General features: G+C 69.3%; 25 protein-coding genes. 4 read left to right on the forward strand and 21 right to left on the reverse strand.

The genetic code is table 11. The annotated features are described in order from the left end of the window. The first annotated feature begins 58 nt into the window (after positions 1-58). Positions 59-541 carry an NUDIX hydrolase gene (locus V2S05_RS05105; protein ID WP_413634232.1) on the forward strand — a complete coding sequence of 161 codons (483 nt, stop codon included), beginning with the start codon at positions 59-61 and terminating at the stop codon, positions 539-541. Between the two features lie 12 nt (positions 542-553). On the opposite strand, the gene V2S05_RS05110 is transcribed toward V2S05_RS05105, so the two are convergent. From V2S05_RS05110 to V2S05_RS05200, 19 genes are all read right to left on the reverse strand, one after another. Beyond that, on the reverse strand, positions 554-1,486 hold the full coding sequence (locus tag V2S05_RS05110; protein WP_413634233.1) for an RluA family pseudouridine synthase: 933 nt from the start codon (positions 1,484-1,486) through the stop codon (positions 554-556). A 2-nt stretch (positions 1,487-1,488) separates the two neighbouring features. Continuing rightward, complete coding sequence (lspA, locus tag V2S05_RS05115; protein ID WP_413634235.1) at positions 1,489-2,031, reverse strand: signal peptidase II; 543 nt, start codon at positions 2,029-2,031, stop codon at positions 1,489-1,491. A 46-nt stretch (positions 2,032-2,077) separates the two neighbouring features. Next, positions 2,078-2,635 carry a DivIVA domain-containing protein gene (locus V2S05_RS05120; protein WP_271637344.1) on the reverse strand — a complete coding sequence of 186 codons (558 nt, stop codon included), beginning with the start codon at positions 2,633-2,635 and terminating at the stop codon, positions 2,078-2,080. Positions 2,636-2,778: 143 nt separating this feature from the next. Further along, positions 2,779-3,078 (reverse strand): YggT family protein, encoded by a 300-nt coding sequence (locus V2S05_RS05125; protein ID WP_271637343.1) that lies wholly within the window; start codon positions 3,076-3,078, stop codon positions 2,779-2,781. A gap of 3 nt (positions 3,079-3,081) precedes the next feature. Continuing rightward, the gene (locus V2S05_RS05130; RefSeq protein ID WP_413634236.1) at positions 3,082-3,555 is read right to left on the reverse strand and encodes a cell division protein SepF; all 474 of its coding nucleotides are present in this window, start codon (positions 3,553-3,555) and stop codon (positions 3,082-3,084) included. Between the two features lie 43 nt (positions 3,556-3,598). Continuing rightward, positions 3,599-4,276 carry a YggS family pyridoxal phosphate-dependent enzyme gene (locus V2S05_RS05135; RefSeq protein ID WP_413634238.1) on the reverse strand — a complete coding sequence of 226 codons (678 nt, stop codon included), beginning with the start codon at positions 4,274-4,276 and terminating at the stop codon, positions 3,599-3,601. Then, a complete protein-coding gene (gene ftsZ / locus V2S05_RS05140) occupies positions 4,273-5,415 on the reverse strand; it encodes a cell division protein FtsZ (RefSeq protein ID WP_413634239.1) in 1,143 nt (380 codons plus the stop codon). Before ftsZ ends, V2S05_RS05135 begins: the two co-directional genes overlap by 4 nt. A gap of 153 nt (positions 5,416-5,568) precedes the next feature. After that, the gene (locus tag V2S05_RS05145) at positions 5,569-6,603 is read right to left on the reverse strand and encodes an FtsQ-type POTRA domain-containing protein (RefSeq protein ID WP_413634240.1); all 1,035 of its coding nucleotides are present in this window, start codon (positions 6,601-6,603) and stop codon (positions 5,569-5,571) included. 1 nt (position 6,604) lies between these two features. Then, the gene (murC, locus tag V2S05_RS05150; protein ID WP_413634242.1) at positions 6,605-8,005 is read right to left on the reverse strand and encodes a UDP-N-acetylmuramate--L-alanine ligase; all 1,401 of its coding nucleotides are present in this window, start codon (positions 8,003-8,005) and stop codon (positions 6,605-6,607) included. Positions 8,006-8,017: 12 nt separating this feature from the next. Then, positions 8,018-9,091 carry a UDP-N-acetylglucosamine--N-acetylmuramyl-(pentapeptide) pyrophosphoryl-undecaprenol N-acetylglucosamine transferase gene (locus tag V2S05_RS05155; protein ID WP_413634243.1) on the reverse strand — a complete coding sequence of 358 codons (1,074 nt, stop codon included), beginning with the start codon at positions 9,089-9,091 and terminating at the stop codon, positions 8,018-8,020. Continuing rightward, positions 9,088-10,314, reverse strand: a complete 1,227-nt coding sequence (locus tag V2S05_RS05160; protein WP_413634245.1) for a putative peptidoglycan glycosyltransferase FtsW — start codon at positions 10,312-10,314, stop codon at positions 9,088-9,090. The genes V2S05_RS05155 and V2S05_RS05160 overlap by 4 nt, the downstream gene beginning before the upstream one ends. Before the next feature lie 13 nt (positions 10,315-10,327). After that, positions 10,328-11,830, reverse strand: a complete 1,503-nt coding sequence (gene murD, locus V2S05_RS05165; RefSeq protein WP_413634247.1) for a UDP-N-acetylmuramoyl-L-alanine--D-glutamate ligase — start codon at positions 11,828-11,830, stop codon at positions 10,328-10,330. After that, positions 11,827-12,927, reverse strand: a complete 1,101-nt coding sequence (gene mraY / locus V2S05_RS05170; RefSeq protein WP_413634248.1) for a phospho-N-acetylmuramoyl-pentapeptide-transferase — start codon at positions 12,925-12,927, stop codon at positions 11,827-11,829. The genes murD and mraY overlap by 4 nt, the downstream gene beginning before the upstream one ends. Continuing rightward, positions 12,924-14,336 carry a UDP-N-acetylmuramoyl-tripeptide--D-alanyl-D-alanine ligase gene (locus tag V2S05_RS05175; protein WP_413634249.1) on the reverse strand — a complete coding sequence of 471 codons (1,413 nt, stop codon included), beginning with the start codon at positions 14,334-14,336 and terminating at the stop codon, positions 12,924-12,926. Before V2S05_RS05175 ends, mraY begins: the two co-directional genes overlap by 4 nt. Positions 14,337-14,366: 30 nt before the next feature. Then, a complete protein-coding gene (locus tag V2S05_RS05180; RefSeq protein ID WP_413634251.1) occupies positions 14,367-16,166 on the reverse strand; it encodes a peptidoglycan D,D-transpeptidase FtsI family protein in 1,800 nt (599 codons plus the stop codon). Positions 16,167-16,186: 20 nt separating this feature from the next. Then, positions 16,187-16,774, reverse strand: coding sequence for a hypothetical protein (locus V2S05_RS05185; protein ID WP_413634253.1), 588 nt, complete (start codon positions 16,772-16,774; stop codon positions 16,187-16,189). Then, entirely contained in the window at positions 16,771-17,709 is a 939-nt protein-coding gene (rsmH, locus tag V2S05_RS05190; RefSeq protein ID WP_413634255.1) for a 16S rRNA (cytosine(1402)-N(4))-methyltransferase RsmH, read from the reverse strand. Before rsmH ends, V2S05_RS05185 begins: the two co-directional genes overlap by 4 nt. A 96-nt stretch (positions 17,710-17,805) precedes the next feature. Further along, on the reverse strand, positions 17,806-18,237 hold the full coding sequence (gene mraZ, locus V2S05_RS05195) for a division/cell wall cluster transcriptional repressor MraZ (protein WP_271637329.1): 432 nt from the start codon (positions 18,235-18,237) through the stop codon (positions 17,806-17,808). Positions 18,238-18,511: 274 nt separating this feature from the next. Beyond that, entirely contained in the window at positions 18,512-18,898 is a 387-nt protein-coding gene (locus V2S05_RS05200; protein ID WP_413634256.1) for a DUF3040 domain-containing protein, read from the reverse strand. Between the two features lie 96 nt (positions 18,899-18,994). Here V2S05_RS05200 and V2S05_RS05205 point away from each other — a divergent pair, with 96 nt between their 5' ends. Further along, the gene (locus V2S05_RS05205) at positions 18,995-20,071 is read left to right on the forward strand and encodes a polyprenyl synthetase family protein (protein ID WP_413634257.1); all 1,077 of its coding nucleotides are present in this window, start codon (positions 18,995-18,997) and stop codon (positions 20,069-20,071) included. Positions 20,072-20,106: 35 nt separating this feature from the next. Here V2S05_RS05205 and V2S05_RS05210 read toward each other — a convergent pair whose 3' ends face one another. Then, on the reverse strand, positions 20,107-20,451 hold the full coding sequence (locus tag V2S05_RS05210) for an Rv2175c family DNA-binding protein (RefSeq protein WP_271637327.1): 345 nt from the start codon (positions 20,449-20,451) through the stop codon (positions 20,107-20,109). A 178-nt stretch (positions 20,452-20,629) separates the two neighbouring features. On the opposite strand from V2S05_RS05210, the gene V2S05_RS05215 reads away from it, so the two are divergent. Then, positions 20,630-21,844, forward strand: coding sequence for a LysM peptidoglycan-binding domain-containing protein (locus V2S05_RS05215; RefSeq protein WP_413634259.1), 1,215 nt, complete (start codon positions 20,630-20,632; stop codon positions 21,842-21,844). Positions 21,845-21,926: 82 nt separating this feature from the next. Further along, a complete protein-coding gene (gene pknB / locus V2S05_RS05220) occupies positions 21,927-23,876 on the forward strand; it encodes a Stk1 family PASTA domain-containing Ser/Thr kinase (protein ID WP_413634260.1) in 1,950 nt (649 codons plus the stop codon). A 133-nt stretch (positions 23,877-24,009) separates the two neighbouring features. On the opposite strand, the gene V2S05_RS05225 is transcribed toward pknB, so the two are convergent. Next, positions 24,010-25,347 (reverse strand): class II 3-deoxy-7-phosphoheptulonate synthase, encoded by a 1,338-nt coding sequence (locus V2S05_RS05225; RefSeq protein ID WP_271637324.1) that lies wholly within the window; start codon positions 25,345-25,347, stop codon positions 24,010-24,012. Positions 25,348-25,406: the final 59 nt, after the last annotated feature.

Here is a 25,406-nt window from a genome sequence, read left to right on the forward strand (position 1 = left end):
ATCGAGTCTACGAGGCCCCTCGGACGCCCGCGTCGACGCCCCCTCGGTACGCTGAGGTATGGCCACTCCCGAGTTCGTCCTCGCTCTGCGCGAGCACATCGGCACCGCACCGCTGTCTCTGGTCGGCGCCACGGCGATCGTCTTTCGCGACGAGAAGGTGCTGCTGGGAAAGCGCGCCGACAACGGCGCGTGGCAGGCGGTCTCGGGCATCGTCGAGCCGGGCGAGGAACCGGCGGATGCCGCGGCGCGCGAGTGCCTGGAGGAGGCGGGTGTCGTGGTGTCGGTCGACCGGCTCGCGCTCGTGCAGCAGATGCCCCGCGTGACCTACGACAACGGCGACCAGGTCGACTACCTCGACCTCGTCTTCCGCTGCACCTGGGTGTCCGGCGATCCGCACCCCGCCGACGGGGAGCTGACCGAGGTGGGCTTCTACGATCTGGCGGCGATGGGCGATGTGGACGATGCGCACGTGCGCAAGATCGCTCTGGCCATGGCGGAGGACGACCCTGCGACCTTCCGCGGGGGCCGCGTCAGGCGCTGAGCCCGAGTCGCATCAGTCCGATTCGCGTCCCGGGTCGAGCACGTCGAGGGCATGACGGAAGTCGGCGGGGTAGGGCGACTCGAACTGCACCCACTCACCGGTCGCCGGGTGCGAGAAGGCGAGTCGATGCGCGTGAAGCCACTGCCTGGTCAGTCCGAGACGCGCCGAGAGGGTCGGGTCGGCGCCGTAGAGCGGATCGCCGACGCAGGGATGCCGGTGCGCCGCCATGTGCACGCGGATCTGATGCGTGCGGCCCGTCTCGAGATGGATCTCGAGCAGGGAGGCGCCCGGGAACGCCTCGAGGGTCTCGTAGTGGGTGACCGAGGGCTTGCCGTCCGGCACGACGGCGAACTTCCAGCTGTGATTCGGGTGGCGTCCGATCGGCGCATCGATCGTGCCGGCGAGGGGATCAGGATGGCCCTGCACGACGGCGTGGTAGATCTTCTCGACCGTGCGCTCCTTGAAGGCCCGTTTCAGAGCGGTGTATGCGCTCTCTGTCTTCGCCACGACCATCAGGCCACTGGTGCCCACATCCAGCCTGTGCACGACGCCCTGCCGCTCGGGCGCTCCGCTGGTCGCGACCCGGAAGCCCGCCGCGGCGAGAGCGCCGACGACCGTCGGTCCCTCCCAGCCGAGCGACGGGTGAGCTGCGACGCCGGTCGGCTTGTCGACCACGACGATGTCGTCGTCGTCGTGGACGATCCCCAGCTCGGGCACGGGGATCGGCTCTATCCTCGGCTCCTCCTTGGGCGACCAGCTCACGTCGAGCCAGCCGCCTGCGCGCAGTCGGTCGGACTTGCCCAGGGCGACGCCGTCGAGGCTGACGCCCCCCGCTTCGGCGACCTCGGCCGCGAAGGTGCGCGAGAACCCGAGCATCTTGGCCAGCGCCGCGTCGACGCGCTGGCCGTCGAGCCCGTCGGGGACGGGAAGGCTGCGGGACTGCACGGTCAGATCCCCGCGGACGCCGCCGCGTCCTCATGGCCGTCCGCAGCCGAGTCCTGCGCGCTCTTCGCGTGATCCCGCTCTCGCGTGCCGTCGAGGCGCATGCCGAGGACGACGAGCAGCGCGACGGAGATCATGCCAGAGACGATGAAGATGTCGGCCACGTTGAAGATCGCCGGCAGCATCCACGGCATCGAGATCATGTCGACGACGTGGCCGACCGCGAAGCCGGGCTCGCGAAGCAGCCGATCTGCGAGGTTGCCGAGAACGCCGCCGAGCAGACATCCGAGGACGACGGCCCACAGCCGTGAGCGCACCTCGAACGTCTTCCAGACGATCACGCCGACCACCACGGCCATGGCGATGGTGAAGATCCACGTCATGCTCGAGCCGATCGAGAACGCGGCTCCGGAATTGCGGATGTAGTACAGCTGAAGGAACTCCCCCAGCACCGGAACCGCCTCCGCCTTGGGCAGGTTCTCGATGGTGAGGTGCTTCACAAACTGATCGGCGGCCAGCACGATCGCCGCGAGAGATGCGACGATCATGCCGGCCGCCGACCGACGAAGGGGACGACGTCCTGCCAAGAGTGACCTACAGGCCGATGGCGGAGACGGGCGTCGAATCCGTCGAGGACTTCTGGTCGAGGTCGCGCAGCTGGCCCTCGATCATCGCGCGGAGCTTGCCGCGGTAGTCGCGCTCGAACTCGCGCAGTTCGGTGATGCGACCCTCGAGCATGTTGCGCTCACGCTCGAGTCGTGCCGACTCCTCGCGCTGCTTCGCCTCGGCTTCGGTGCGGATGCGCGCGACCTCGGTCTCGGCCTCTTCGATGAGCTGCTTGCGCTTGGCCTCGCCCTCGGCGACGTGCTCGTCGTGCAGACGCTGTGCGAGCTCGATGATGCCGGCGGAGGTGCCGACGGGCGAGCCCTCACCGGCCGGAGCCGGGGTCGGTGCGGCGGCGGGAGCCGGAGCGTTCTCGCCGGACTCGAACGCGGCGAGCTTGGCCTTCAGCTCGTTGTTCTCCTCGATGGTCTTGCGCCATTCAACGACGATCTCGTCGAGGTAGTCGTCGACCTCTTCGGGGTCGAAGCCGTCCTTGAATCGGACGTGCTGGAACTCCTTGTGGACGACGTCATCCGGGGTAAGTGCCATGGGTGGCTCCTCTTTCGATGAGTTCGGTTGCCAGTCGCTGAGAGCCGGCGATGTGGTTCATTCGACGCGTACCCGGGGCGCGCGTCTGGGAGCCAAGCATAGTCCCCCAGTCTGGGCGACGCGATGCGCGGTCGCTCAGACGATCAGGTCAGCGCACGGATGATCGCCATCAGGATGAACACGCTGAACATCGTCAGCATGAACCCGAAATCGAGCGCGATCGAGCCGATGCGCAGCGGCGGGACCAGCCTGCGGAAGAAGCGGATCGGCGGATCGGTGACGGTGTAGACGAGCTCGGCGACGACCAGGCCGGCACCCTTCGGCCGCCACGACCTGTTGAACATGGGGATGTACTCGAGCACGAGCCTCACGATGAGGACGAGCACGTACAGCGTCAGCACCAGTTCGGCGATGCCGCCGATGATGCTGAGGATCGCTCCCACGGATCAGGAGTCGAACGAGGCGGAGTCCGCCTGCGCGAGGCCACCCTGACCGGACACGGCGATGTTCTCGGGCGAGAGCAGGAAGACCTTGCTCGTGACCCGCTCGATGCGACCATACAGCCCGAGCGAGAGCCCGCTGGCGAAGTCGATGAGACGGCGCGCGTCGGCGTCGCTCATCTGCGAAAGGTTGATGATCACCGGCACGCCCTCGCGGAAGTTCTCGGCGATGATCTGCGCGTCGCGATACTGCTTGGGGTGCACGGTGAGGATCTCGTTGACCGTGCCCGCCGCCGGCTGACGCACAGCCGTCGGACGACGCAGGGGCGTGACGGGCGCGGGCGCGGTCTCGTCGCGCTCGAGCGTCTCATGCTTGTCGCGGGAGGCTCGCGCCGGCGTCGGCGTGGCTTCCTCCTCGTAGACCTCTTCCTCGTCGGCGAGGCCGAGATACACCATGGTCTTCTTCAGCGGGTTACCCATCGTGTCCTCCGGTTCGAACGTTCGGGCTGGTCTGGTTGAAAGGCTAACCCCGGTCGGGGCGCGGTCCTGTGATTGCGGAACCGATCCGCAGGTGTGTCGCGCCTGCGTCGATCGCTGCTTCGAAGTCTCCGGTCATCCCGGCTGAGATCCAGTCGGCTCCGGGCGCGAGCGCACGCACGCGATCGGCGACGTCGCGCAGCCGAGCGAAGGCTCGAGAAGGCTCCTCATCGAGCGGGGCGACCGCCATGACGCCGCGCAGCCGGAGGGACGGGAGGCCGAGCACGTGCTCGGTCAGCGCCTCGGCGTCGCCGAGAGCGCTGCCGCCGCGCCCGGCGTCCTCGGTGAGGTTGACCTGCACGAGCACATCCAGGCGGTCTCCGTCGGCACCTGACCGATGCAGCGCATCGGCGAGCTTCACGCGGTCGACGGAGTGCACCACGTCCGCATCCCGCCGGATGGCGGCGGCCTTGTTCGTCTGGGCCTGGCCGATGAAGTGCCACCGCACATCGAGCCCGTCGAGGGCGTCGCGCTTGGCGGTCATCTCCTGCTGTCGGTTCTCACCGACATCCGTCACACCGAGCTCGTGCAGCTCGCGCACCAGGGAGGCCGGGTGGAACTTCGTCACCACGATCCGGGTGATCTCACCCGGATCCCGGCCCGCCCGGCGCGCGGCGTCGGCGATGCGCTCGTCTATCGCCGACAGCCGCGCGCGGAGCGTCACTTGAGGAACTCGGGGATGTCGATGTCGTCGTCCGAGAAGGCCGGCTCGATGCTGGATGCCACGGGCGCCGGCGCCGCAGCCGGCTTGGCCGGCTCGGGGCGCTCCTCGGCGGCCTTCTCGTCCAGGCGCACCTCCGGCAGAGGGTTCGCCGCAGGGCGCTCGACGATCATCGGCTCCAGTCGCGGTGCGGGCTCGCCGCCGTCGAAGCCCGCGGCGATCACGGTGACGCGCACCTCGTCGCCGAGGGTGTCGTCGATGACCGTTCCGAAGATGATGTTCGCTTCGGGGTGCGCGGCCTCCTTGACGAGGTCGGCGGCGTCATGGATCTCGAAGATGCCGAGGTTCGAGCCACCCTGGATCGAGAGCAGCACGCCGTGCGCACCCTCGATGGACGCCTCGAGCAGCGGTGACTCGACGGCCAGCTCGGCGGCCTTGATGGCGCGGTCGGCGCCGCGGGCCGATCCGATTCCCATGAGCGCGGAGCCAGCCCCCTGCATGACCGACTTCACGTCGGCGAAGTCGAGGTTGATGAGGCCGGGGGTGGTGATCAGGTCGGTGATGCCCTGCACACCGGCGAGGAGCACCTGGTCGGCCGTCGCGAAGGCCTCGATCATGGAGATGCCGCGATCGCTGATCTCGAGGAGTCGGTCGTTCGGCACCACGATGAGGGTGTCGACCTCTTCCTTCAGCTTCGCGACGCCTGCCTCGGCCTGGCTCTGGCGGCGACGGCCCTCGAACGAGAACGGCTTGGTCACCACACCGATGGTCAGCGCGCCGATCGACTTCGCGATCCGCGCGACCACGGGCGCGCCGCCCGTTCCGGTGCCGCCGCCCTCACCGGCGGTGACGAAGACCATGTCTGCGCCGGTGAGCGCCTGCTCGATCTCTTCGGCGTGGTCTTCGGCAGCCCGACGACCGACCTCGGGGTCGGCCCCGGCGCCGAGTCCTCGGGTGAGCTCGCGGCCCACGTCGAGCTTGACGTCGGCGTCGCTCATCAGCAGCGCCTGCGCGTCGGTGTTGACGGCGATGAACTCGACTCCGCGGAGTCCGAGCTCGATCATGCGGTTCACGGCGTTGACGCCGCCACCGCCGACGCCGACGACCTTGATCACGGCGAGGTAGTTCTGGTTCTGGCTCATGGCCGGCCTCCGTTATTCGAGCCTGACGAGGGATAAACCTTAAACCTCAACGAGAGGGTTAAACTATTTCCCGGTATTGCGTTCTCGTCAACGACGGTATGCGCAACACCGGCGTGCGCGCGCACCGACACGGCGTGTCGCCGTGATCTGCTCTCAGCCCACGACCGGAACGGTCGGAGACGACACGTCGAAGGTGCTCGACTGCGGCGCTGCGGCGATCAGCCGCACCAGCACTGCGGCCTTGCGGGAGGAGTCCTTCTCGCTCCCCCACACCACCGTCTTGCCATCGGCGAGGATCAGCGTCACATCATCGCCGGAGGTCGCCCGCACCTGCGTCACCGTCGCGCGCAGGTCGGCCGGAAGCGAGCGCATCACGAGCCCCGCGCTGTGGAACGCGGTCGAGCCGAGACCATCCGTGATGTCGAGCTCGGGTGCGCCCGCTGGTCGCTCCCGGCTCGATGAGAGCACCACACCGGCGGCGTCGACCACCGAGTACACGTCGCCGTCCCGGATCGCTCCCACCGGCGTGCGCTCGACGATGCGCACGAGCAGCTCGCGCGGTGGTCGCACCTCCAGAGCGTAGGACTCGATGATCGGGAACTCGGCCAGCGCCGACTTGACGCGACCGGCGTCGACCAGCGCGAGCGGTGCGCCGATCTGGTCGGCCAGCGACTGCTGCACGACGGCCGGGTCGATGCTCGTCGCACCCGCGACGGTGATCTTCTCCACCGCGAAGAGCGGACTGTACGCGGCGATCACGCTGCCGAGCACGAGAGCGACGAGAGCACCCGTCGACCCCCACACGACGAGACGTCTCCGGCGGGAGCGCTGAGTGAAGCGCCGGATCTCGGCGCGCAGCGCCTTCCGGCGGGCGCGCGCGGCGCGCCACACCTCGCTGCTGCGCATCGCGGAGCGCACGGCATCCTGATCCTCCTCCGCGATCACCGCGGTGACGGAGTATCCGTCCGGCTCGGCGCCCGCGTGTGCGCCGAGACCGGCGTCCACCTCCGGATGCCCGGCATCCGCGACCTCGGCATCCGGCGCCCCGGCGTCCCTGCCTCCGGCATACCGCTTCCCCGCGTCGCCGAAGCGCTGCAGGCGACGGCGAGGCGCGGACGGGGAGCCCTCCGCGACGTCGCCCGAGGTCGGCTCCTCGGGCGATGCGGGAAGCGGTGCCGGGCGCCTCATCTCAGTCCTCGACGGGGCGGCGCAGCGCGTCGAGCACCTGCGGGATGATCTGGTAGACGTTTCCGCAGCCGAGGGTCACGACGCAGTCGCCGTCGCGGGCGATGCGGGCGGTGTAGTCGGCCGCCTCCTGCCAGTCCGGCACGTAGTGCACGTTGGTCTGATCGGCGAAGGCACCGCTGACCAGCTCGCCGGTGACGCCGGGCACGGGGTCCTCGCGCGCGCCGTAGACGTCGAGCATGACCGTGTGATCGGCGAGCTCCTCGAGCACGGCTGCGAACTCCCGGAACATGTGCTGCGTGCGCGAGTACGTGTGCGGCTGCTGGATCGCGATCAGGCGGCCCGATCCTGCGACACCGCGCATGGCCTCGAGAGCAGCGCGCACCTCAGTCGGATGGTGCGAGTAGTCGTCGTACACCCGCACGCCGCGCGCCTCGCCGTGCAGCTCGAGCCTGCGCACGGTGCCCGCGAAGCCCTCGACCGCTCGTGCCGCCTCGGCCAGGCCGTAGCCGAGCGTGAGCAGCACGGCGACGATGCCGCCGGCGTTGATCGCATTGTGCGCACCGGGAACGGCCAGCTGCATGCGCACGGTCTCGCCACCGTGCACGAGGGTCGCAGACGCACCTCCGGTCGTGTCGATGTCCTCGATGCGCAGGTCGGCGTCCGCTGCGCGTCCGAAGCTGACCACGGTGCCGTGGCTGAGGCCGGCCCTCACGCGCTGGGCTCCCGGATCGTCGCTCGAGATGACCACGGCCTCGCGGGCTTCGTCGCCGAAGCGGACGAAGGCGTCGTAGAACGCCTGCTCCGAGCCGAAGAAGTCGAGGTGATCGGGATCGACGTTGGTGATCAGCGCGATCGCCGTGTCGTACAGCAGGAATGTGCCGTCCGACTCGTCGGCCTCGATCACGAACATCTCGTCCGCGCCGGTGCCGCTGGAGACGCCGAGCTGCTCGATCACGCCGCCGTTGACGAAGCTCGGGTCGGCGCCCAGCGCCTGCAGCGCCGTGACCAGCATGCCGGTCGAGCTGGTCTTGCCGTGCGCTCCGGCGACGGAGACGAGACGCCGACGGCCGATCAGCCAGTGCAGCGCCTGCGATCGGTGGATCACGTGCAGGCCGCGATGCTTCGCCGTGACGAACTCAGGATTCTCGGGCCAGATCGCCCCGGTGTGGATCACCGTGTCGGCGTCACCGAGATGCTCGGCGTCGTGGCCGACGTGCACGGTCGCTCCCGCTGCCGCGAGAGCGCGCAGGTTGTCGCTGTCGGCTCGGTCGCTGCCCGAGACGCGGATCTCCGCGTCGAGGAACATCTTCGCGAGCCCGCTCATACCGGAACCGCCGATGCCGATGAAGTGGGCGGAGGTGATGGTCTCGGGGATCGGGAGGGAGAGGTCGGGTCTGATCATGTCGGTCCCAGTCTACTTTTCGGCGAGGGCGCGATCGATCAGCGCGATGAGGTCTTCAGTGCCGGTGCGGGAGCCGATGCGCTCGGCTGCCGCCGCCATCGCGTCGATGCGCGAGAGGTCGCCGAGCAGCGGGATGATCTTCTCGCGCACGGCGTCGCCGTCGAAGGTCGCGTCGTCGAGCAGGACGGCGGCTCCCGCATCGACGGCGGATGCGGCGTTGAGTCGCTGCTCGCCGTTGCCGACTGCATACGGCACGTACAGCGCGGGGATGCCCAAGGCGCTGACCTCGCTGACGGTGGCGGAGCCCGAGCGCGAGACGATCAGGTCGGCCAGCGCGAAGGCGAGGTCCATCCGGTCGATGTACCGGAGCATCGTGTAGCCGGGCACCTGCGGGTCGACCAGATCACTGCGCTCGCCGGTCGCGTGCAGCAGCTGCCAGCCGGTGGCGAGCACATCCGCCCACGATCCGGCGATCGCCTCGTTCAGTCGCAGCGCTCCGAGCGAGCCGCCGAAGACGAGCAGAACCGGCCGATCGGCGTCGAGACCGAAGTGGGCCGCGGCCTCGGCACGCGTGGCCTGGCGGTCGAGGTCGACGATCTCGCGCCGCAGAGGCATCCCGACCACTTCGCCGCGCTTCAGCGGCGTGCCCTCGAAGGCGACGCCGACCGCTGCCGCGGTGCGGGCGCCGAGCACGTTCGCCAGTCCGGGCCTGGCGTTCGCCTCGTGCACCACGAAGGGGACCCGCTCGCGCCGGGCGGCGACGTAGGCCGGCGCCGACGCATAGCCGCCGAAGCCGACGACGACGTCCACGCCGCGGCTGCGGATGTGCCGGCGCACCTGCGACACCGCTCGCTGGAAGCGGGCGGGGAACACGACAGCCGCGCCGTCGGGTCGGCGTGGGAACGGAACCTTGTCGACGATGAGCAGCTCGTAGCCGCGCTCCGGGACGAGACGCGCCTCGAGTCCCTCCTTCGTGCCGAGCACCAGCACGTCGCCGTCTCTGCGATCGCGCAGCATGTCGGCGACGGCGAGCAGCGGATTGACATGGCCGGCGGTGCCGCCGCCGGCGAGGAGGTACGAAGTCACCTCGCGACCCTACCCCGAGTGGTCGCGATACCTCCGCGAGCAGGCTGAGCGGCGTCGCCGGCGACGGTGGGCGGCAGCGTTCGGGCGAAGGCCAGCAGCACACCGCACGCCGCGAGCACCGAGATGAGCGCACTGCCGCCCTGTGACATGAACGGCAGCGGCACGCCCATCACCGGGAACACGCGCAGCACGACGCCGATGTTGATGAGGGCCTGCCCCAGGATCCACACGCCGATCCCGCCTGCGGCGACTCGCGCGAAGGGATCGGTGGTGCGGCGCACGATGCGGAAGACGCCGACCGCGAAGACGGCGAGCAGGGCGAGCACGAGGACGCAGCCGATCAGCCCGAGCTCTTCGCCGACGATCGCGAAGATGTAGTCGTTCTCGGCGGCGGGAAGCCAGCCGTACTTCTCCTGCGAGTTGCCGAGGCCCACGCCGAAGATGCCGCCGTTGGCCATCCCCCACATGCCGTGCACCGCCTGATAGCACTCCCTGGTGGGGTCGCAGGACTCGGGGTTGAATGCCGAGAGGATGCGCTTCATCCGGTTGTCGCTCGTGAGGGCGTAGCCGAGCACGGCCACGATGCCGCCGACGAGCGGGAGGATGAACAGCCGCAGCTTGACCCCGGCGAAGAACAGGGCGCCGAGCACGATCAGCACAAGCACCATGGCGGTGCCGAGGTCCTCACCTCCGATCACCGTGCCGATGGCCATGATCGACACGGGCACCACCGGGATGAACACGTGGTGCCAGATGCCCAGACGCGCGCGCTTGCGCAGCAGCACGAACGCGATCCACAGGGCGAGGGCGAGCTTGAGGAACTCGGAGGGCTGCAGCTGGAACCCCGCGATGTTCACCCAGTTCGTGTTGCCGTAGGAAGACACGCGCAGCCCCGGAACGAACACGAGCAGCTGAAGGGCGGTGGCGCCGATCAGCGCGGGCCAGGCGATCCGGCCGAGGAAGGCGACCGGGATCCGGCTGACGAGCAGCATCAGCGGGATGCCGAGGGCTGCGAAGACACCCTGCTTGAACGCGCCCTCCCAGGGGTCGGCCCTCGCGCTGGTGGCCGAGAGGACCATGACCCACCCGAAGACGGTCAGCACGAGCGCCGTCGAGGCTATGAGGACGAACTCGGTCGTCGGCGGGGTGAAGAGCCTGCCGAGAGAGACTCGGGCGGCGAGACCGCGATCGCCTGCGCGCGGAGGGCTGGTGGTCTGCGTCATCCGCCCTCTCCGTCTACGATCCGGATCGCTCGATCCATGCGCGCACCGCCTGTGCGAAGCGCTCTCCTCGGTCCGCATAGCTGGAGAACTGATCGAAGGACGCCGCGGCGGGGGCCAGCAGCACCGTCCCCTCGCCATCGATGATCCCGGTCGCCAGTTCCACGACGCGATCCATGACCTCACCAGTCTCGCCGGGGAGGACCTCGAAGACGGGCACCTCGGATGCGTGTCGCTCGAATGCCGCGAGAACGGGTGTGCGCTCGACGCCGATGACGATCGCCGCGGCGGCCGTGCGGCCTGCGCCGGCGACGAGGTCAGCCAGGTCGACGCCCTTCAGATCGCCGCCGACGATCCAGACCGCCCCCGGATAGGCGCGCAGCGAAGACGCCGCGGCGTGTGGATTGGTCGCCTTCGAGTCGTCTATCCAGCGGATGCCACGGTGCTCGGCGACCATCTGAATGCGGTGCGCGTCGAGCGCGAAGCCCTGCAGGGCGTCGTGGATGTCGGCGGGGGCGACTCCGAGCGATCGGGCCAGAGCGGCCGCCGCGAGGATGTTCTGCACGATGTGCGGCGCGTCGAGGCCGACCGCTCGCAGCTCGGCCACGGTCGTCAGCTCGAGGGCGCTGTGGCGACGGTCGTCATGGAACGCCCGATCGACGAGGATCCCGTCGACGATGCCGAGGTCGCTCGGTCCTGGAGTCCCCAGATCGAAGCCGATCGCCCTGGCCCCTTCGGTGACGTCCGCCTCCTCGACCATGCGCATGGTCGCGGCATCCGCCTTGTTGTAGACGCAGGCCACTTTCGTGTGCCGGTAGACGAACGACTTCGCCTCGCGATAAGCGTCGGCGCTGCCGTGCCAGACGAGGTGATCGTCGGCGAGGTTCAGGCAGACGGCGGCGTGCGGCACGAGCTGTCCGGCTGCTGCGGACTGACCGATGTACCACAGCTGGTGGCTGGACAGCTCGACGACCAGCACGTCGAAGCCGCCGGGATCGCGCACGGCGTCGAGCACGGGAATCCCGATGTTGCCGCAGGGCGCAGCACGCAGCCCGCCGGCCTGCAGCAGCGTCGCGGTGAGCTGCGTGGTCGTGGTCTTGCCGTTCGTGCCGGTGATCAGCACCCACTCGGCGGGCGTCCCGTCTGCTCGCAACACCTTGTCGCGCACCCTCCAGGCGAGCTCGACATCGCCCCAGAGCGCGATGTCGTTCTGCTGCGCCCAGCGGATGACCGGATGCGAAGGCGGGAAGCCGGGGGACGCGACGACGACGTCGGGAGCGAAATCGCTGAGCGCCGTGGGCACCTCGGAGAGCGGGTCGAGCTCGAGGCGCGCGCCGATCACGGGCACGAGCCGGGCGTACTCCTCCGATGCGCTCTCGGAGAGCACGAGGACGTCGGCGCCGAGCTCCGTGAGGGTGTCGGCGGCCGAGAAACCGGTCATCGACAGACCGAGCACCGCGACGCGGAGCCCTGACCAATCGGCGCGCCAGCTGGTGAGGGAGTCGAGTCTGGCGCTCATGCCTGGATCAGCCAGTCGACGTAGAAGAGCCCGACCGCCGACACCGCCAGGAGCCCCGCGATGATCCACAGGCGCACGACGATCGTCACCTCCGCCCAGCCGCGCATCTCGAGATGGTGGTGGAACGGACTCATCAGGAACAGCCGCTTGCCCCGGGTGAGCTTGAAGTACAGCCGCTGCAGGATGACCGAGCCCGACGAGAGCACGAAGATGCCGGCGATGATGAACAGCAGCAGTTCGGTGCGGGTGAGGATCGCCATCGCGGTGACGACGCCGCCGATGGCCATCGATCCGACATCGCCCATGAACACCTTCGCCTTGGGAGCGTTCCACCACAGGAAACCGACCAGACCGCCCGCGAACGCGGCGGCGACCGTCGCCAGGTTGAGCGGCTCGCGCACCTCATAGCATCCGGCCTGGGCCAACAGGGATCCCACGCACGACTGCTTGAACTGCCAGAAGGCGATGAGACTGTACGCGCCCACGACGAAGACGCCGGCACCGGCCGCCAGGCCGTCGAGCCCGTCGGTGAGGTTGACGCTGTTCGAGGTGGCGACTCCGATCACCGCGACCCAGATCAGATAGAGGATCCAGCCGAGCACCGCGCCGAAGGCGAAGAGATTGAGCCACGGGATGTCGCGGAACAGCGACACGTACCCGCTCGCCGGGTACTGGCCCAGGCGGTTCGGGAAGTTCAGGGCCACGATGCCGAACGGCACGAGCACGAGCAGCTGTCCGACGACCTTGCGCCAGCCGGAGAGCCCGAGGCTGCGCTGGCTGCGGACCTTCATGTAGTCGTCGATGAAGCCGACGATGCCGAAGCCGACCATGAGCCACAGCACGAGGATGGCCGACAGAGCGGGCGTCGTGCCGCCGAAGTAGCTGCCGGCGAAGTATCCGACGATCGTGCCGACGATGAAGATCACGCCGCCCATCGTGGGCGTGCCCCGCTTGGCCTCGTGGCTGGGGTTGGCGATGTCCTCAGGGGTGCGGATGACCTGGCCCCAGCCGATCCGGCGGAACACCTTGAGGAAGACCGGGGTCAGGAAGAGAGAGAAGGCGAGCGATATCGCGGTCGCCATCAGCAAAGACCTCACGAGAACGATTCTCCCAGACGATCGCCGAGGTGCCGGAGCCCTGCGGAGTTGGACGACTTGACGAGCACCCGGTCCCCGTCGCGCAGCTCGCCCTTGAGATACTCGAAAGCAGCGTCCTGATCGGGCAGGTGCACGGCCTCGCCGTCCCACGAGCCCTCGCCGACTGCGGCGAGATACAGACGCCTCGCATCAGGCCCGACGACGACGATGCGCTGGATGTTCAGCCGCACGGCGAGCAGCCCGATGCGATCGTGCTCCTCCCCCGCCGTCTCGCCGAGTTCGCTCATCGCGCCGAGCACGGCGACGGTCCGCTCGCCGGGGCCGGAGATCTGGGCGAGGGTTCGCAGAGCCGCGGCCATCGAATCGGGGCTCGCGTTGTAGGCGTCGTTGATGATGCGCACGCGGTCCGAGCCCATCGGCTGCATGCGCCAGCGCTCGGCGATCTGCACGGTCTCCAGACGGCTGATCGATGCGCTGACCGGCACGCCGAGCACCCTGGCCGCGGAGATCGCGGCCAGCGCGTTGTGCACATGGTGGGCCCCGAGCACCTGCAGCCGCAGCGGGGTCTCCTCGCCGTGGGCGATGATGACTGCCGTCGTGCCGTCGGGCGTCACCTCGATGCGGTCGGCGCGCACCTCGGCATCCGGATGCTGACCGAACCCGACCACCGACATGCCCCGCTCCTCGGCGATGCGGCGCATCGCCCAGACCCGCGGGTCGTCGACGTTGAGCACGGCGGTGCCGTCGGCGCGCGCCGCGGACACCAGCTCCGACTTCGCGAGCGCGGTCTGCTCGATGCCGCCGAAGCCTCCGGCGTGGGCGAGGCCGACCATCAGCACGACGGACACGTCCGGCTCGACGAGACCGGCGAGGCGGGCGATGCTGCCGCGGCCTGCGGCGCCGAACTCGCTGACCAGGTACCGGGTCGCCGGCGTCACTCGCAGCATCGTCAGCGGCGCGCCGACCTCGTTGTTGTACGAGCGCACGGGAGCGACCGTCTCGCCCTCGTCGGAGAGGATGCGCGCGAGGAAGTTCTTCGTCGTCGTCTTGCCGTTCGACCCGGTGATGCCCACGATGCGCAGGCGTCCCGCGGCGCGCACGCGCGCGACCACCTCCCGCGCGAGGTCGGCGAGGGCGGTGACCGCGTCGGCGACGACGATCTGCGAGATCGGGGCATCGACGGGCCGCTCCACGATGGCGAGCACGGCGCCGGCATCCGCGGCGGCCGGCACGAAGCGATGGCCGTCGGTGGTCTCGCCGGGCTTGGCGACGAAGACGGCCCCGGGGACCATCTCCCTGGAGTCGGTGTCGACGATTCCGTCGACGACGGTGTCAGCCGTGTCGTCGGCGTGCAGGCGCAGCTCGCCTCGGAGGATCTCGGCGATCTCGCCGAGCGGAAGGGCGATCATGTGGCATCTCCTTGCGCGGCGGAACGCCGGCTAGTCGAATTTCGGGAGCAGCTCGTCCATGGGCTGCGAAGAGGGAGCGACGCGGTAGGTCTTGAGCACCTGGGTGAGCGCCTTCTGCAGAGCAGGCGCGGTGGCCGCGGATGATGTAATCCTAGTCGGCTCGTCGAGGGTGACCATCACGACGTACTGCGGATCCTCGATCGGAGCCACTCCGATGATGCTCGTCTCGTATACGCCGGCCTTGTACCCGCCGTGTCCATCCGGAGTCTGCGCGGTGCCCGTCTTGGAGCCGATCCGGTAGCCGGGAACGGCGATCGCATCGGCCAGACCGCCCTGCACGGCCACGTTCTCGAGCATGCGTCGCACCTGCGAGGAGGTGTCGGCCGAGACGACCTGTTCGCGCTCGGTGCGGGTCTTGTGCACCGTGCCGTCGCTGTCGGTGCAGGACTCGATCAGGCTCAGGCCGATCCGCTCCCCGTTGTTCGCGAGGGTCTGGTATGCGCTCACCACCTGGGCCGGCGTCACGGTGAACGCCTGACCGAACGTCGTCGTGTACAGGGTCTGGTTGTCCCAGTTCTCGGGCGGCGCGACCCCGCCCGGCTCCTCCGCGGGCCAGCGCATGTCGGTCTTCTCGCCTACGCCGAACTTCTTCAGGTACTCGTAGCGCGTCTCGGGCGAGACCATCGTGCCGAACTTCGACAGCGCCACGTTCGATGAGTCGATGAGGGCGCCGGCGAGCGTGTAGTCGTATCGCGGGTGCGAGAACGCGTCGCCGACGTTGGCGCCGTTGGGGAAGCGCTCCCGGCTCTCCGCCGAGACGGTGGTCTCGGGCGTGACCGCCTTCTCCTCCAGCAGCGTCGCTGCGGTGATCGGCTTGAACGTCGAACCCGGCTCGTAGGTGTGGGTGAAGATCTGCGACTTCCACAGGTTCGACGGCACGCCGTCGACGTCGTTGGGGTCCACGGTGGGCGCCTCGGCCATCGCGCGGATCTTGCCGGTCTTCACCTCCACGACGGTGACGGTGCCGCTCTGCGCGCCCTGCTTCTGCACCTCTTCGGCGAGCATCTGCTGCAGATACCAGTTCAGGTCGCTGTCGATGGTCAGCTCCACCGTCCCGCCGTCGACGGCGGGGGTGATCTGCTCGCTGCCCGGGATCTTCACGCCGCCCTGACCGCTGAGGTAAGTCATCTCGCCGTTCTCGGGCGTGAGGCACTGGTCTGCGATGCGCTCCACGCCGTACTGCGCGGTACCCGATCCGTCGAGGAAGCCGAGCGCGCTGCCCGCCACCGCGCCGTTCGGGTACACCCGCACCGAACGCGGCTTCATCGCGATGTACGCGAGCCCCTGATCGGCCTTGAGCGAGCGCAGCTCGAGATACTGCTCGGTGCTCAGCCCGCTGGCGAGCGGGAGATACTGCGAATCCGGATCCTCGGCGAGCTTGTCGGCGAGGCTGGTGCGCAGACCATCGGCGCTGACACCGGCGATGCGGGCGATGCGCTCACTGGCCTCGTCCCACGCGAGCTTCGGCTTCTTGCGCTTGTCGGTCTGCTCTTCGAACTGCCGGATCAGCTGAGGAGAGAGCTCGGCGTCGTACACCGTCACGCTCGAGGCGAGCACGGTGCCGTCGGCGTCGGTGATGTCGCCTCGCGCGCCGGCGATCACCTGGGTCGAGCCGAGGTTCCCCGTGTTCACGCCGTCGGCGACGTGGTCGTCGGCGTGCACCACCTGGATGTCGACGAGACGGAACACGAAGGCGCCGAGCACCGTGAGGATCACCGCGAGGGCGACGACTGTGCGTCGCCGCTGTGAACGAGTGGCTCGAGTCGTCATGCGCGTCTCCGTGCGGTGTGTTATCGGGTGACGGGGGTGGGAAGGCCGTCTGTGACGACCGGAGGGGCGGCGGGCTCGGGCGGAACGGCGGCTGCGGCGTCGGCGCCGTCATCCAGCACCGGCACGGTGTCGGAGCCGGGCGGTGCCGGCGGGGGTGCGAGCAGGGCGTTGCCGACCGCGGTCCCCCCGTTGGGGTTGACGGTGGATGCCCAGCTCGCGCTGTCTCCGGCACCGAGCACCTGCCCGTCGCTCAGGCGCAGGTACGAAGCCGATCCGGCGACGACGAGGCCCAAGGCATCCGCCTTCTTCGCCAGCGACTGAGGCGAGCTGATGCCGACGAGCTGCTCGTGCAGCGCCTGCTTCTGCAGACCGAGCTCGTGCTGCTGGGTGTTCAGGCCTGCGAGCACGAAGGCGTCCTGCGTGGTGGCGAGCGAGATGCCCATCTGCGCGGCGCCGATCGCCAGGGCGCCGCCGACGGCGAGGGCGGCGTACGCGAGTCGCGGCCGGCGTCTGCGGGCGGGTGCGATGACGGGTGCGAGCCGGCGCGGAGGCTCGGCCTGGGGGGCCGGTGCGGGGCGCGGCAGGGCGCGCGCGGTCTGGAGGCTCATGCCGACTCCCTCAGCTTCTCAGCGGCGCGCAGCCGCACGGGTATCGCGCGCGGGTTGCGCGCCTTCTCTTCGTCGCTCGCGAGTTCCGCACCCTTGGTGAGTGTGCGGAAGCGAGGGGCGTGCTCGGGAAGCTCGACGGGAAGACCGGCGGGCGCGGTCGAGGAGGATGCTGCCGAGAACGCCTGCTTGACGAGGCGGTCCTCGAGCGACTGGTATGCCATGACCGCGATGCGCCCTCCGACGGTGAGCGCGTCCATCGCCGCCGGGATGGCGTCGGCGAGCACGCTCAGCTCGGAGTTGACCTCGATGCGCAGCGCCTGGAAGACGCGCTTGGCGGGGTGGCCGGCGCGCTGCGCCGCGGCCGGCGTGGCGGCGACGAGCAGGTCGACCAGCTCGCCCGATCGGGTGAGGGGATGCTCGTTGCGCGCCTCGACGATGAAGCGGGCGTAACGTCCGGCGAGCTTCTCCTCGCCGAACCGCTCGAAGATCCGTCGAAGCTGACCCTCGCTGTACTCGGCGAGGATGGTCGCGGCGGTGCGTCCCCTCGTCTGGTCCATGCGCATGTCGAGCGGCGCATCCTTCGAGTACGCGAAGCCGCGGTCGGCCTCATCGAGCTGAAGCGACGAGACGCCGAGGTCGAACAGGATCGCCGAGGCGCCCTGTGCGTGCAGGCCGATCTCGTCGTAGACGGTGTGCACGAGCGTGACCCGATCTTCGAAGCGCGCCAGCCGCTCGCCCGCGATCCGAAGGGCGTCGGTGTCGCGGTCTAGTCCGATCAGACGTATGCCGGGGAAGCGCTCGAGGAACGCCTCGGAGTGCCCGCCCATGCCGAGCGTGGCGTCGACGAGCACCGCGCCATCCTGCTGCAGAGCGGGCGCGAGCAGCTCGATGCAGCGCTCCAGCAGCACGGGTGTGTGGATGTCGCGGATGCTCATGATCTTCTCCCGTGACCTCCGGCTCTGATTCCTCTCCGCTCGACCCGGCACCGGGGAAGTGTGTCGGGGCGGAGCGGCGAGGCATCACAGCCGTGGTCAGAACAAGCCGGGAATCACCTCCTGTTCCAGATCGGCGTAGGACTCTTCATTGCTCTCGAGGTAGTCGTTCCAGGCTGCGGCGTCCCAGATCTCGGCGTGGGCGCCGACGCCGGTGACGACCAGCTCCTTCTCCAGCCCCGCGTACTGCCTGAGGTGGGCGGGGATGGTGATGCGGTTCTGGCTGTCGGGCATCTCGGCGCTGGCGCCGGAGAGGAACATGCGCAGAAAGCTGCGGGCCTGCTTGTCGGTGAGGGGCGCTTCGCGGATCCGCTCGTGCTTCGCCTCGAACTCGGCCGTGCTGAAGACGTACAGGCAGCGCTCCTGCCCGCGGGTGACCACGATGCCGCCGGCGAGGTCCTCGCGGAACTTCGCAGGAAGGATCACGCGGCCCTTGTCGTCGAGCTTCGGCGTGTGGGTACCCAGCAGCACTGGCCATCACCCCCTCTGCGTCCGGCCAACTCGAGGTGCGCACCACTTTACTCCACTTCACTCCACTTTCCTATGCCAGATCGGGGTCGATCCCGAACAGGCGTCACGGTTCTCAGGCCTCAGCCATTGAAATGGCGCGAAACGTCGCGGGTGGAGCGGGGTGGAGGAGAAGTGGAGGACGGGTGGAGGGGCCGCGGCTTCCCGAGGCCCCAGCGGGCATGAAAAAACCCGGATGCTCGGCATCCGGGTCTCTCAGTGGTTCAGAGGAGGGCGATCAGCGCTCGTCCTGGCGCCGATCCCAGCGGTCGTTCATCCGGTCCATGAAGGAGGAGTCCCGCGTCTTCGCGCTGCGAGGGCTCGACGGTGCGTGGGGAGCGGCTGTGCGACGCACCGGTGTGAACGCGAGGATCGCACCGCCCAGCATCGCCAGGAAGGCGACGACACCGAGGATGATGCTGCCGACGGCCCCGAGCCTGTCCCCCGCTGCGACGGCGGCGATGAGACCGCCGATGCCGGCGAGCAGCAGAAGAGCGCCGTAGACCAGATTGCGGTAGCTGAGAGCCCGGTCGCCGGACGGCGCCGTGACGACATCCGCGTCGTGCTGGAGAAGATGGCGTTCCATCTCATCGAGCATGCGCTGCTCTTGTTCGGAAAGAGGCATGTCCAACCCCCTCGGTTCGGTTACTCAAGTCTACCCGCGCGCGGCGCGGTCGGCTAGCCGAGCGTCGCCCGATTGTCTGCATCTAGGCTGGGAATCGTGTCATCCTCCCTCGTCATCGACGCCGTCGCAGAGAGACTCGACCTCTTCGTGCAGAGCATGCGCCTGCGAAGCGCGGAGTACGGTCCGGATGCCGAGCTGTTTCTGAACGCTGCGGCCGCCACCCTGCAGGGCGGGAAGCGCCTGCGCGCTCGGTTCGCCCACGCGGGCTGGCTCGCAGCCGCCGGCGACCGCATGCCGGTGGAACCGGCGCTCTGGGGCCTCGGCGCCGCACTGGAGATCTTCCAGTCGGCGGCGCTCGTGCACGACGATCTGATCGACAACTCCGATACGCGTCGTGGCCGCCCGGCATCGCACCGCGCCCTCGAAGCCGCCCATCGCCATGCCGGCTGGCACGGCGATGCCGCCGCCTTCGGCCGTTCGACCGCTGTGCTTCTCGGCGACCTTCTCGTCGCCTGGAGCGATGACCTGCTCGAGGAGAGCCTCGTCGGGCACGCGCACGCCGGCGCCGCGCGCGCCGAGTACGCCCGGATGCGGCGCGATGTCACCGTCGGTCAGATGCTGGATGTGACCGAGGAGTCGGCGTGGAGCGTCAACGAGCCCTCCTCCCTTCTCGAACGCGCGCTGCGCGTGGCCGCTCTGAAGTCCGCCAGATACAGCGTCGAGCAGCCGATCCTCCTCGGGGCGACTCTCGGCGGTGCTGACGAACGGCTGCTCGGACGGCTGCGGGCCTTCGGGCATCCGGTGGGCATGGCCTTCCAGCTGCGCGATGACATGCTCGGCGTCTTCGGCGACCCCGTGGTCACGGGCAAGCCGGCAGGCGACGACCTGCGCGAGGGCAAGCGCACGGCCCTCATCGCGATCGCACGGGAGTCGCTCGCACCGGACGCCCGCGCCCTGCTCGACGAGCGCATCGGCGACCCCGATCTCAGCGCAGCAGAGGTTGCAGAGCTTCAGGGACTGATCCGCGAGAGCGGGGCCGCGACGCGTGTCGAGCAGATGATCGCCGACTACAGCGGCACTGCGGCCCGAGCCCTTCGTGACGCCGAGCTGAACCAGATGGCGGCTCAGGCGCTGCAGGCGCTGGCCGAGGCCGCGATCGCACGCTCGGCCTGAATCCGCACCGCGGCGGGCCCGGTCGCGTCAGACCGTCAGGCGAGTGTCCTCGCGACGCGACGGACCTCGCTCTTGTGCCCGGCGAGAAGCGCCGCGATCGGCGTGCGGCCCAGCGTCTCCTCCTCCGCGAGCAGCCAGTCGATGATCTCGTCGTCAGAGAACGACGCATCCTGCAGAGCCATGATCGTGCCCCGCAGCGACGGCAGCGGGCGGGCGTCGACGATGAACACCGCGGGCACCGCGAAGGCGCCGTTTCGACGCGAGCCGATCAGGTAGTGCTCGTCGAGCAGTCGCCGTACGCGGCCCGGCGTCTCGTGGAGCGCCTCGGCGAGCTCCGGGATCGTCAGCCAGGCAGTGGGATCAGCAGCGTTCTCAGACACCCTTCCACTATCTCATCCGCGCACCTGTCGGCGTCGCGGCACCGCCGGTGCGATCACATCGATCACAGCAGTCACATCATTCCCGTCTGTTGACATTCGTTTACTCGCGTGTCAGCTTCTTGTGTGAACCGACGCGCTCCTGGGAACCGAGCGCCCTGGGGACAACGGGAGAGACGACATGCACACCACCACTAAGCGCAGTGCGGCGATGCGCCTGACCGCCCCGGCCGCCGTCGTCGGCACTCTGGCGGCAGCGCTGACTGCGACCGCGGCCGGCGCGGAGGAGACCCGCGCGACGACCGCCGCGACTCACGCGCCGAGCATGCGTTCGCTCCCCGGCGGCGGTCCCGCCCTGCACGCCAGCCCGCACGCCGCCGTGGGGTCGACCGTCGCTGCGCCCGCCGAGTACACGATCCGACCCGGCGACACCGTCTCGTCCATAGCCGCGCGTCACGGTGTCACCACGACCGACCTGCTGTCGTGGAACGGCCTTGGCTGGCGATCGGTGATCTTCCCAGGTCAGACCCTTCGACTCTCCCCCGCATCCGCACCCTCGGCCGCACCGGCGAGCCCGGCGGCTCCGGCGGCTCCCACCCCGGCCGCCGTCCACACGGTCGTCCCCGGCGACACCGTGTTCGCCATCGCGAAGAGGTACGGCACGACGGTCTCGGCGATCATGACCACCAACGGCCTCGGCGGCTCGGCCATGATCACCCCCGGGCAGACGCTGCGCGTCACCGCGGCCCCGGTGGCTGCGCCCGTCTCCGCCGTCGCGCCCACCGCCCCACCGGCCGCGGCACCCGCCTCGCACACCGTGGCAGCCGGTGACACCCTCTTCGGGATCGCAGAGAAGCACGGCACGAGTGTCTCCGCCCTGCTGCAGGCGAACGGCATGGGCGAGGGCAGCATCATCTATCCGGGTCAGACTCTCCGGCTGACCGCCCCGATGCCTGCACCGGCGGCGGCGACCGGGCAGCGCTCGGCAGCGCTGGATGCCACCCAGACCGCTCATGCCGCGCACATCGTCCGAATCGGACGCGAACTCGGCGTTCCCGATCGCGGGATCGCGATCGCGCTGGCCACCGCGATGGTCGAGTCCTCGATGCGCAACCTCGACCACGGCGACCGGGACTCGCTGGGTCTGTTCCAGCAGCGCCCGAGCCAGGGCTGGGGCACACCTGAGCAGGCCATGGACGCCGACCGCAGCATCCGCGCGTTCTACGGCGGGGCAGCGAACCCCAACGGCGGCACGACCCGAGGACTGCTCGACATCCCCGGCTGGCAGGACATGCCGTTCACGGTCGCTGCGCAGGCGGTGCAGGTCTCGGCGTACCCCGACCGCTACGGCATGTGGGAGCAGCAGGCGAACCAGTGGCTCGCCGCACTGCGATGACGCGCCCATCGTCACCGGATCGAAACCCGTCTGCGGTGCGCCGTTGCCCGTTCACCCAGCCTGTTCTTCATAGACTCGACCTGTGAACACTCCGCAGGCCGACCCGCTCATCGGGCGGCTTGTCGACGGCAGGTACCGCGTTCGCGCACGGATCGCACGCGGCGGCATGGCCACCGTCTACGTCGCGACGGACATGCGCCTGGAACGCCGCATCGCGCTCAAGGTGATGCACGCGCATCTCAGCGACGACTCGGCGTTTCAGAGCCGCTTCATCCAGGAGGCGAGAGCCGCTGCGCGGCTTGCGGATCCGCACGTTGTGAACGTCTTCGACCAGGGCCAGGACGGCGAGCTCGCCTACCTGGTGATGGAGTACCTCCCCGGAATCACCCTGCGCGAGTTGATGCGAGAGCAGAAGCGGCTCACGATCACGCAGACGATCACGATCATGGATGCGATCCTGTCGGGTCTCGCCGCCGCCCACGCGGCCGGCATCGTGCACCGCGATGTGAAGCCCGAGAACGTGCTGCTCGCCGAGGACGGCCGGATCAAGATCGGCGACTTCGGACTGGCGAGGGCGACGACGGCGAACACCGCCACCGGCGCCCAGCTGCTCGGCACCATCGCCTACCTCGCCCCCGAGCTGGTCACCCGCGGCACGGCCGACGCCCGCAGCGACATCTACGCCCTCGGCATCATGCTGTACGAGATGCTCGTCGGCGAGCAGCCGTACAAGGGCGAGCAGCCGATGCAGATCGCCTTCCAGCACGCCACCGAGCAGGTGCCGCGGCCGAGCGCGCGCAACCCCTCAGTTCCCGAGCCGCTCGACGAACTGGTGCTCTGGGCCACCGAGAAGTCACCCGACGACCGTCCGCTCGACGCGAAGGCCATGCTCACGCGTCTGCGGGAGATCGAACGCGAGATCGGCGTCGCGCCCGCACCGACCGCGACCGATGCACCCGCTCGCGAATACGACTCCGGTTCGGTCACCAAGATACTGCCGGGCACTGCGCTGCTGCCGACGCCCGTCGAGGAGGTCGGCGAACCGGTCGACAACGCTACTCGCCTTCGTCGGCGCACGGCGCGCCGTCGCTCGACCGGTGCGGCGCTGCTCACCGTGGTGCTTCTGCTCGCGGTGCTCTCGGGCGGCGTCGGATGGTGGTTCGGGTCGGGCCCCGGTTCGCTCATCGCCGTTCCGGCGGTCGCGGGGATGACCTACGAGGATGCCGCCGCCGCGGTCACGTCGGAGGGCCTGGTTCCCGAGAGGGCCGAGCAGTCATCGATCGACGTCGACGCGGGACTCGTGATCGAGTCGACTCCCGGCGAAGGCCATCGCGTCGAGAAGGACAGCACCGTCTCGCTCGTCGTATCCACGGGGCCTGCCAGACACCAGCTGCCGGCGCTGCGCGGCAAGAGCGCGGACGAGGTGCGCAGCATCCTCGCCGACAACCGCGTGAACGTGTCGGACGACGTCGAGGAGTACTTCGACGAGCTCGACGCGGGGCTGGTGCTGAACGTGCGCGTCACGCCGCGCGACGAGGGCGACGCATACGGCTGCGCCGACGGCTGCGAGGTGTTCGAAGACGACACGGCGCTCATCCAGCTCTCGCTCGGCGCCGTGCCCGACGTCACCGGCCGCCCGCTCGACGAGGCGGTGCGCCTGCTCGAGGACGCCCGTCTGCAGGTCTCTGATCAGCGTCCCGAGGACTGGAGCGATTCGGTTGCCAAGGGATCGGTCATCTCGCAGAGTGCCGAGCGGCCGGACGGCGGCCCCTGGCGCCCCGGCGACACGGTGACGCTGACGGTGTCGAAGGGTCCGCAGCCGCTGCCCATCCCCGACGTCAAGGGCAAGACCGTGCGCCAGGCTGTCGATGCCTTGAAGGGCGCCGGCTTCAAGGTGAACCCCACCATCGAAGACATCGGGCTGCCCCTCGGCGGCAAGTACTGGGACGTCTACAAGGTGTGCAGCTACGACCCGAGCGGCAGCGCCGCCCGCGGCACGACGGTCACGCTCACCCCGGGGTTCTTCTGCTGACAGCTCTCTTCTGCTGAGCGCATTCGTCGGCTGGAGGACGCTCCGCTGAGCGGCTTCGTCTGCTCGCACACCGGCCGGCACGCAGTGAGAGCGGCCGCCCGGTGATCCGGACGGCCGCTCTTCAGGCAGGGACTCAGCGCTTCTCGAGCTCCTCGGCTACGAGGAACGCGAGCTCGAGGCTCTGCATGTGGTTGAGACGCGGGTCGCACAGGCTCTCGTAACGGGTCGCCAGGCCGGCCTCGTCGATCTGCTCCGAGCCGCCCAGGCACTCCGTGACGTCGTCGCCGGTGAGCTCGACGTGGATGCCGCCCGGGAACGTGCCCACGGCACGGTGCGCCTCGAAGAAGCCGCGCACCTCGTCGACCACGTCGTCGAAGCGCCTCGTCTTGTAACCGCTGGGCGTGGTGATCCCGTTGCCGTGCATGGGGTCGGTGACCCACAGGGGCGTGGCGCCGGAGTCCTTGACCGCCTCGAGCAGCGGAGGAAGAGCATCTCTGATCTTCCCCGCACCCATGCGGGTGATGAAGGTGAGCCGCCCCGGTTCGCGGTTCGGGTCGAGCTTGTCGATCAGCGCGAGCGCGGTCTCGGGAGTCGTCGTCGGGCCGAGCTTGACGCCGATGGGGTTGCGGATGCGCGAGAAGTAGTCGACATGCGCACCGTCGAGCTCACGCGTGCGCTCGCCCACCCACAGGAAGTGCGCCGATGTGTTGTACGGGGTTCCCGTGCGCGAGTCGATGCGGGTCATCGGGCTCTCGTAGTCCATGAGCAGACCCTCGTGGCCGGTGAAGAACTCGACGCGCTTGAGCTCTTCGAAGTCGGCGCCGGCCGCCTCCATGAACTTGATCGCCCGGTCGATCTCGGCCGCCATGCGCTCGTAGCGCTGGTTGGCAGGGTTCTGAGCGAAGCCCTTGTTCCACGAATGCACCTCGCGCAGGTCGGCGAAGCCACCCTGGGTGAACGCGCGGATCAGATTCAGGGTCGACGCCGCCATGTGGTAGCCCTGCAGCAGGCGACCGGGGTCGGCCTGACGCGAGTTCTCGGTGAAGTCGTACCCGTTGACGATGTCTCCGCGGTAGGCGGGCAGCGTCACTTCACCGCGGGTCTCGGTGTCGCTGGAGCGCGGCTTGGCGAACTGGCCGGCCATGCGACCCATCTTCACCACGGGCATCGACGCCCCGTACGTGAGCACGACCGCCATCTGCAGCACCGTCTTGATCCGGTTGCGGATCTGGTCGGCTGTCGCCCCCGCGAAGGTCTCGGCGCAGTCGCCGCCCTGCAGGAGGAACGCGTTACCGGACGCCGCACGGGCGAGCCGCGCGCGGAGGTTGTCGACCTCTCCCGCGAAGACGAGCGGCGGGAGGGCGGCCAGCTGGGTCGACACCTCGGCGACACGCTCTGCATCGGGCCACTGCGGCTGCTGCTTGATGGGAAGGGATCGCCACGCGTCGAGTTCGGGGTGCGAGGGAAGCATGTGCTCAAGCTTAGTGTCCGCTGACCATGCGGATCGGCCCTGTGACGGGCGACGCGGAG

Origin of the sequence: Microbacterium sp. OR16, assembly GCF_047306725.1 — a bacterium.
Classification (GTDB): domain Bacteria; phylum Actinomycetota; class Actinomycetes; order Actinomycetales; family Microbacteriaceae; genus Microbacterium.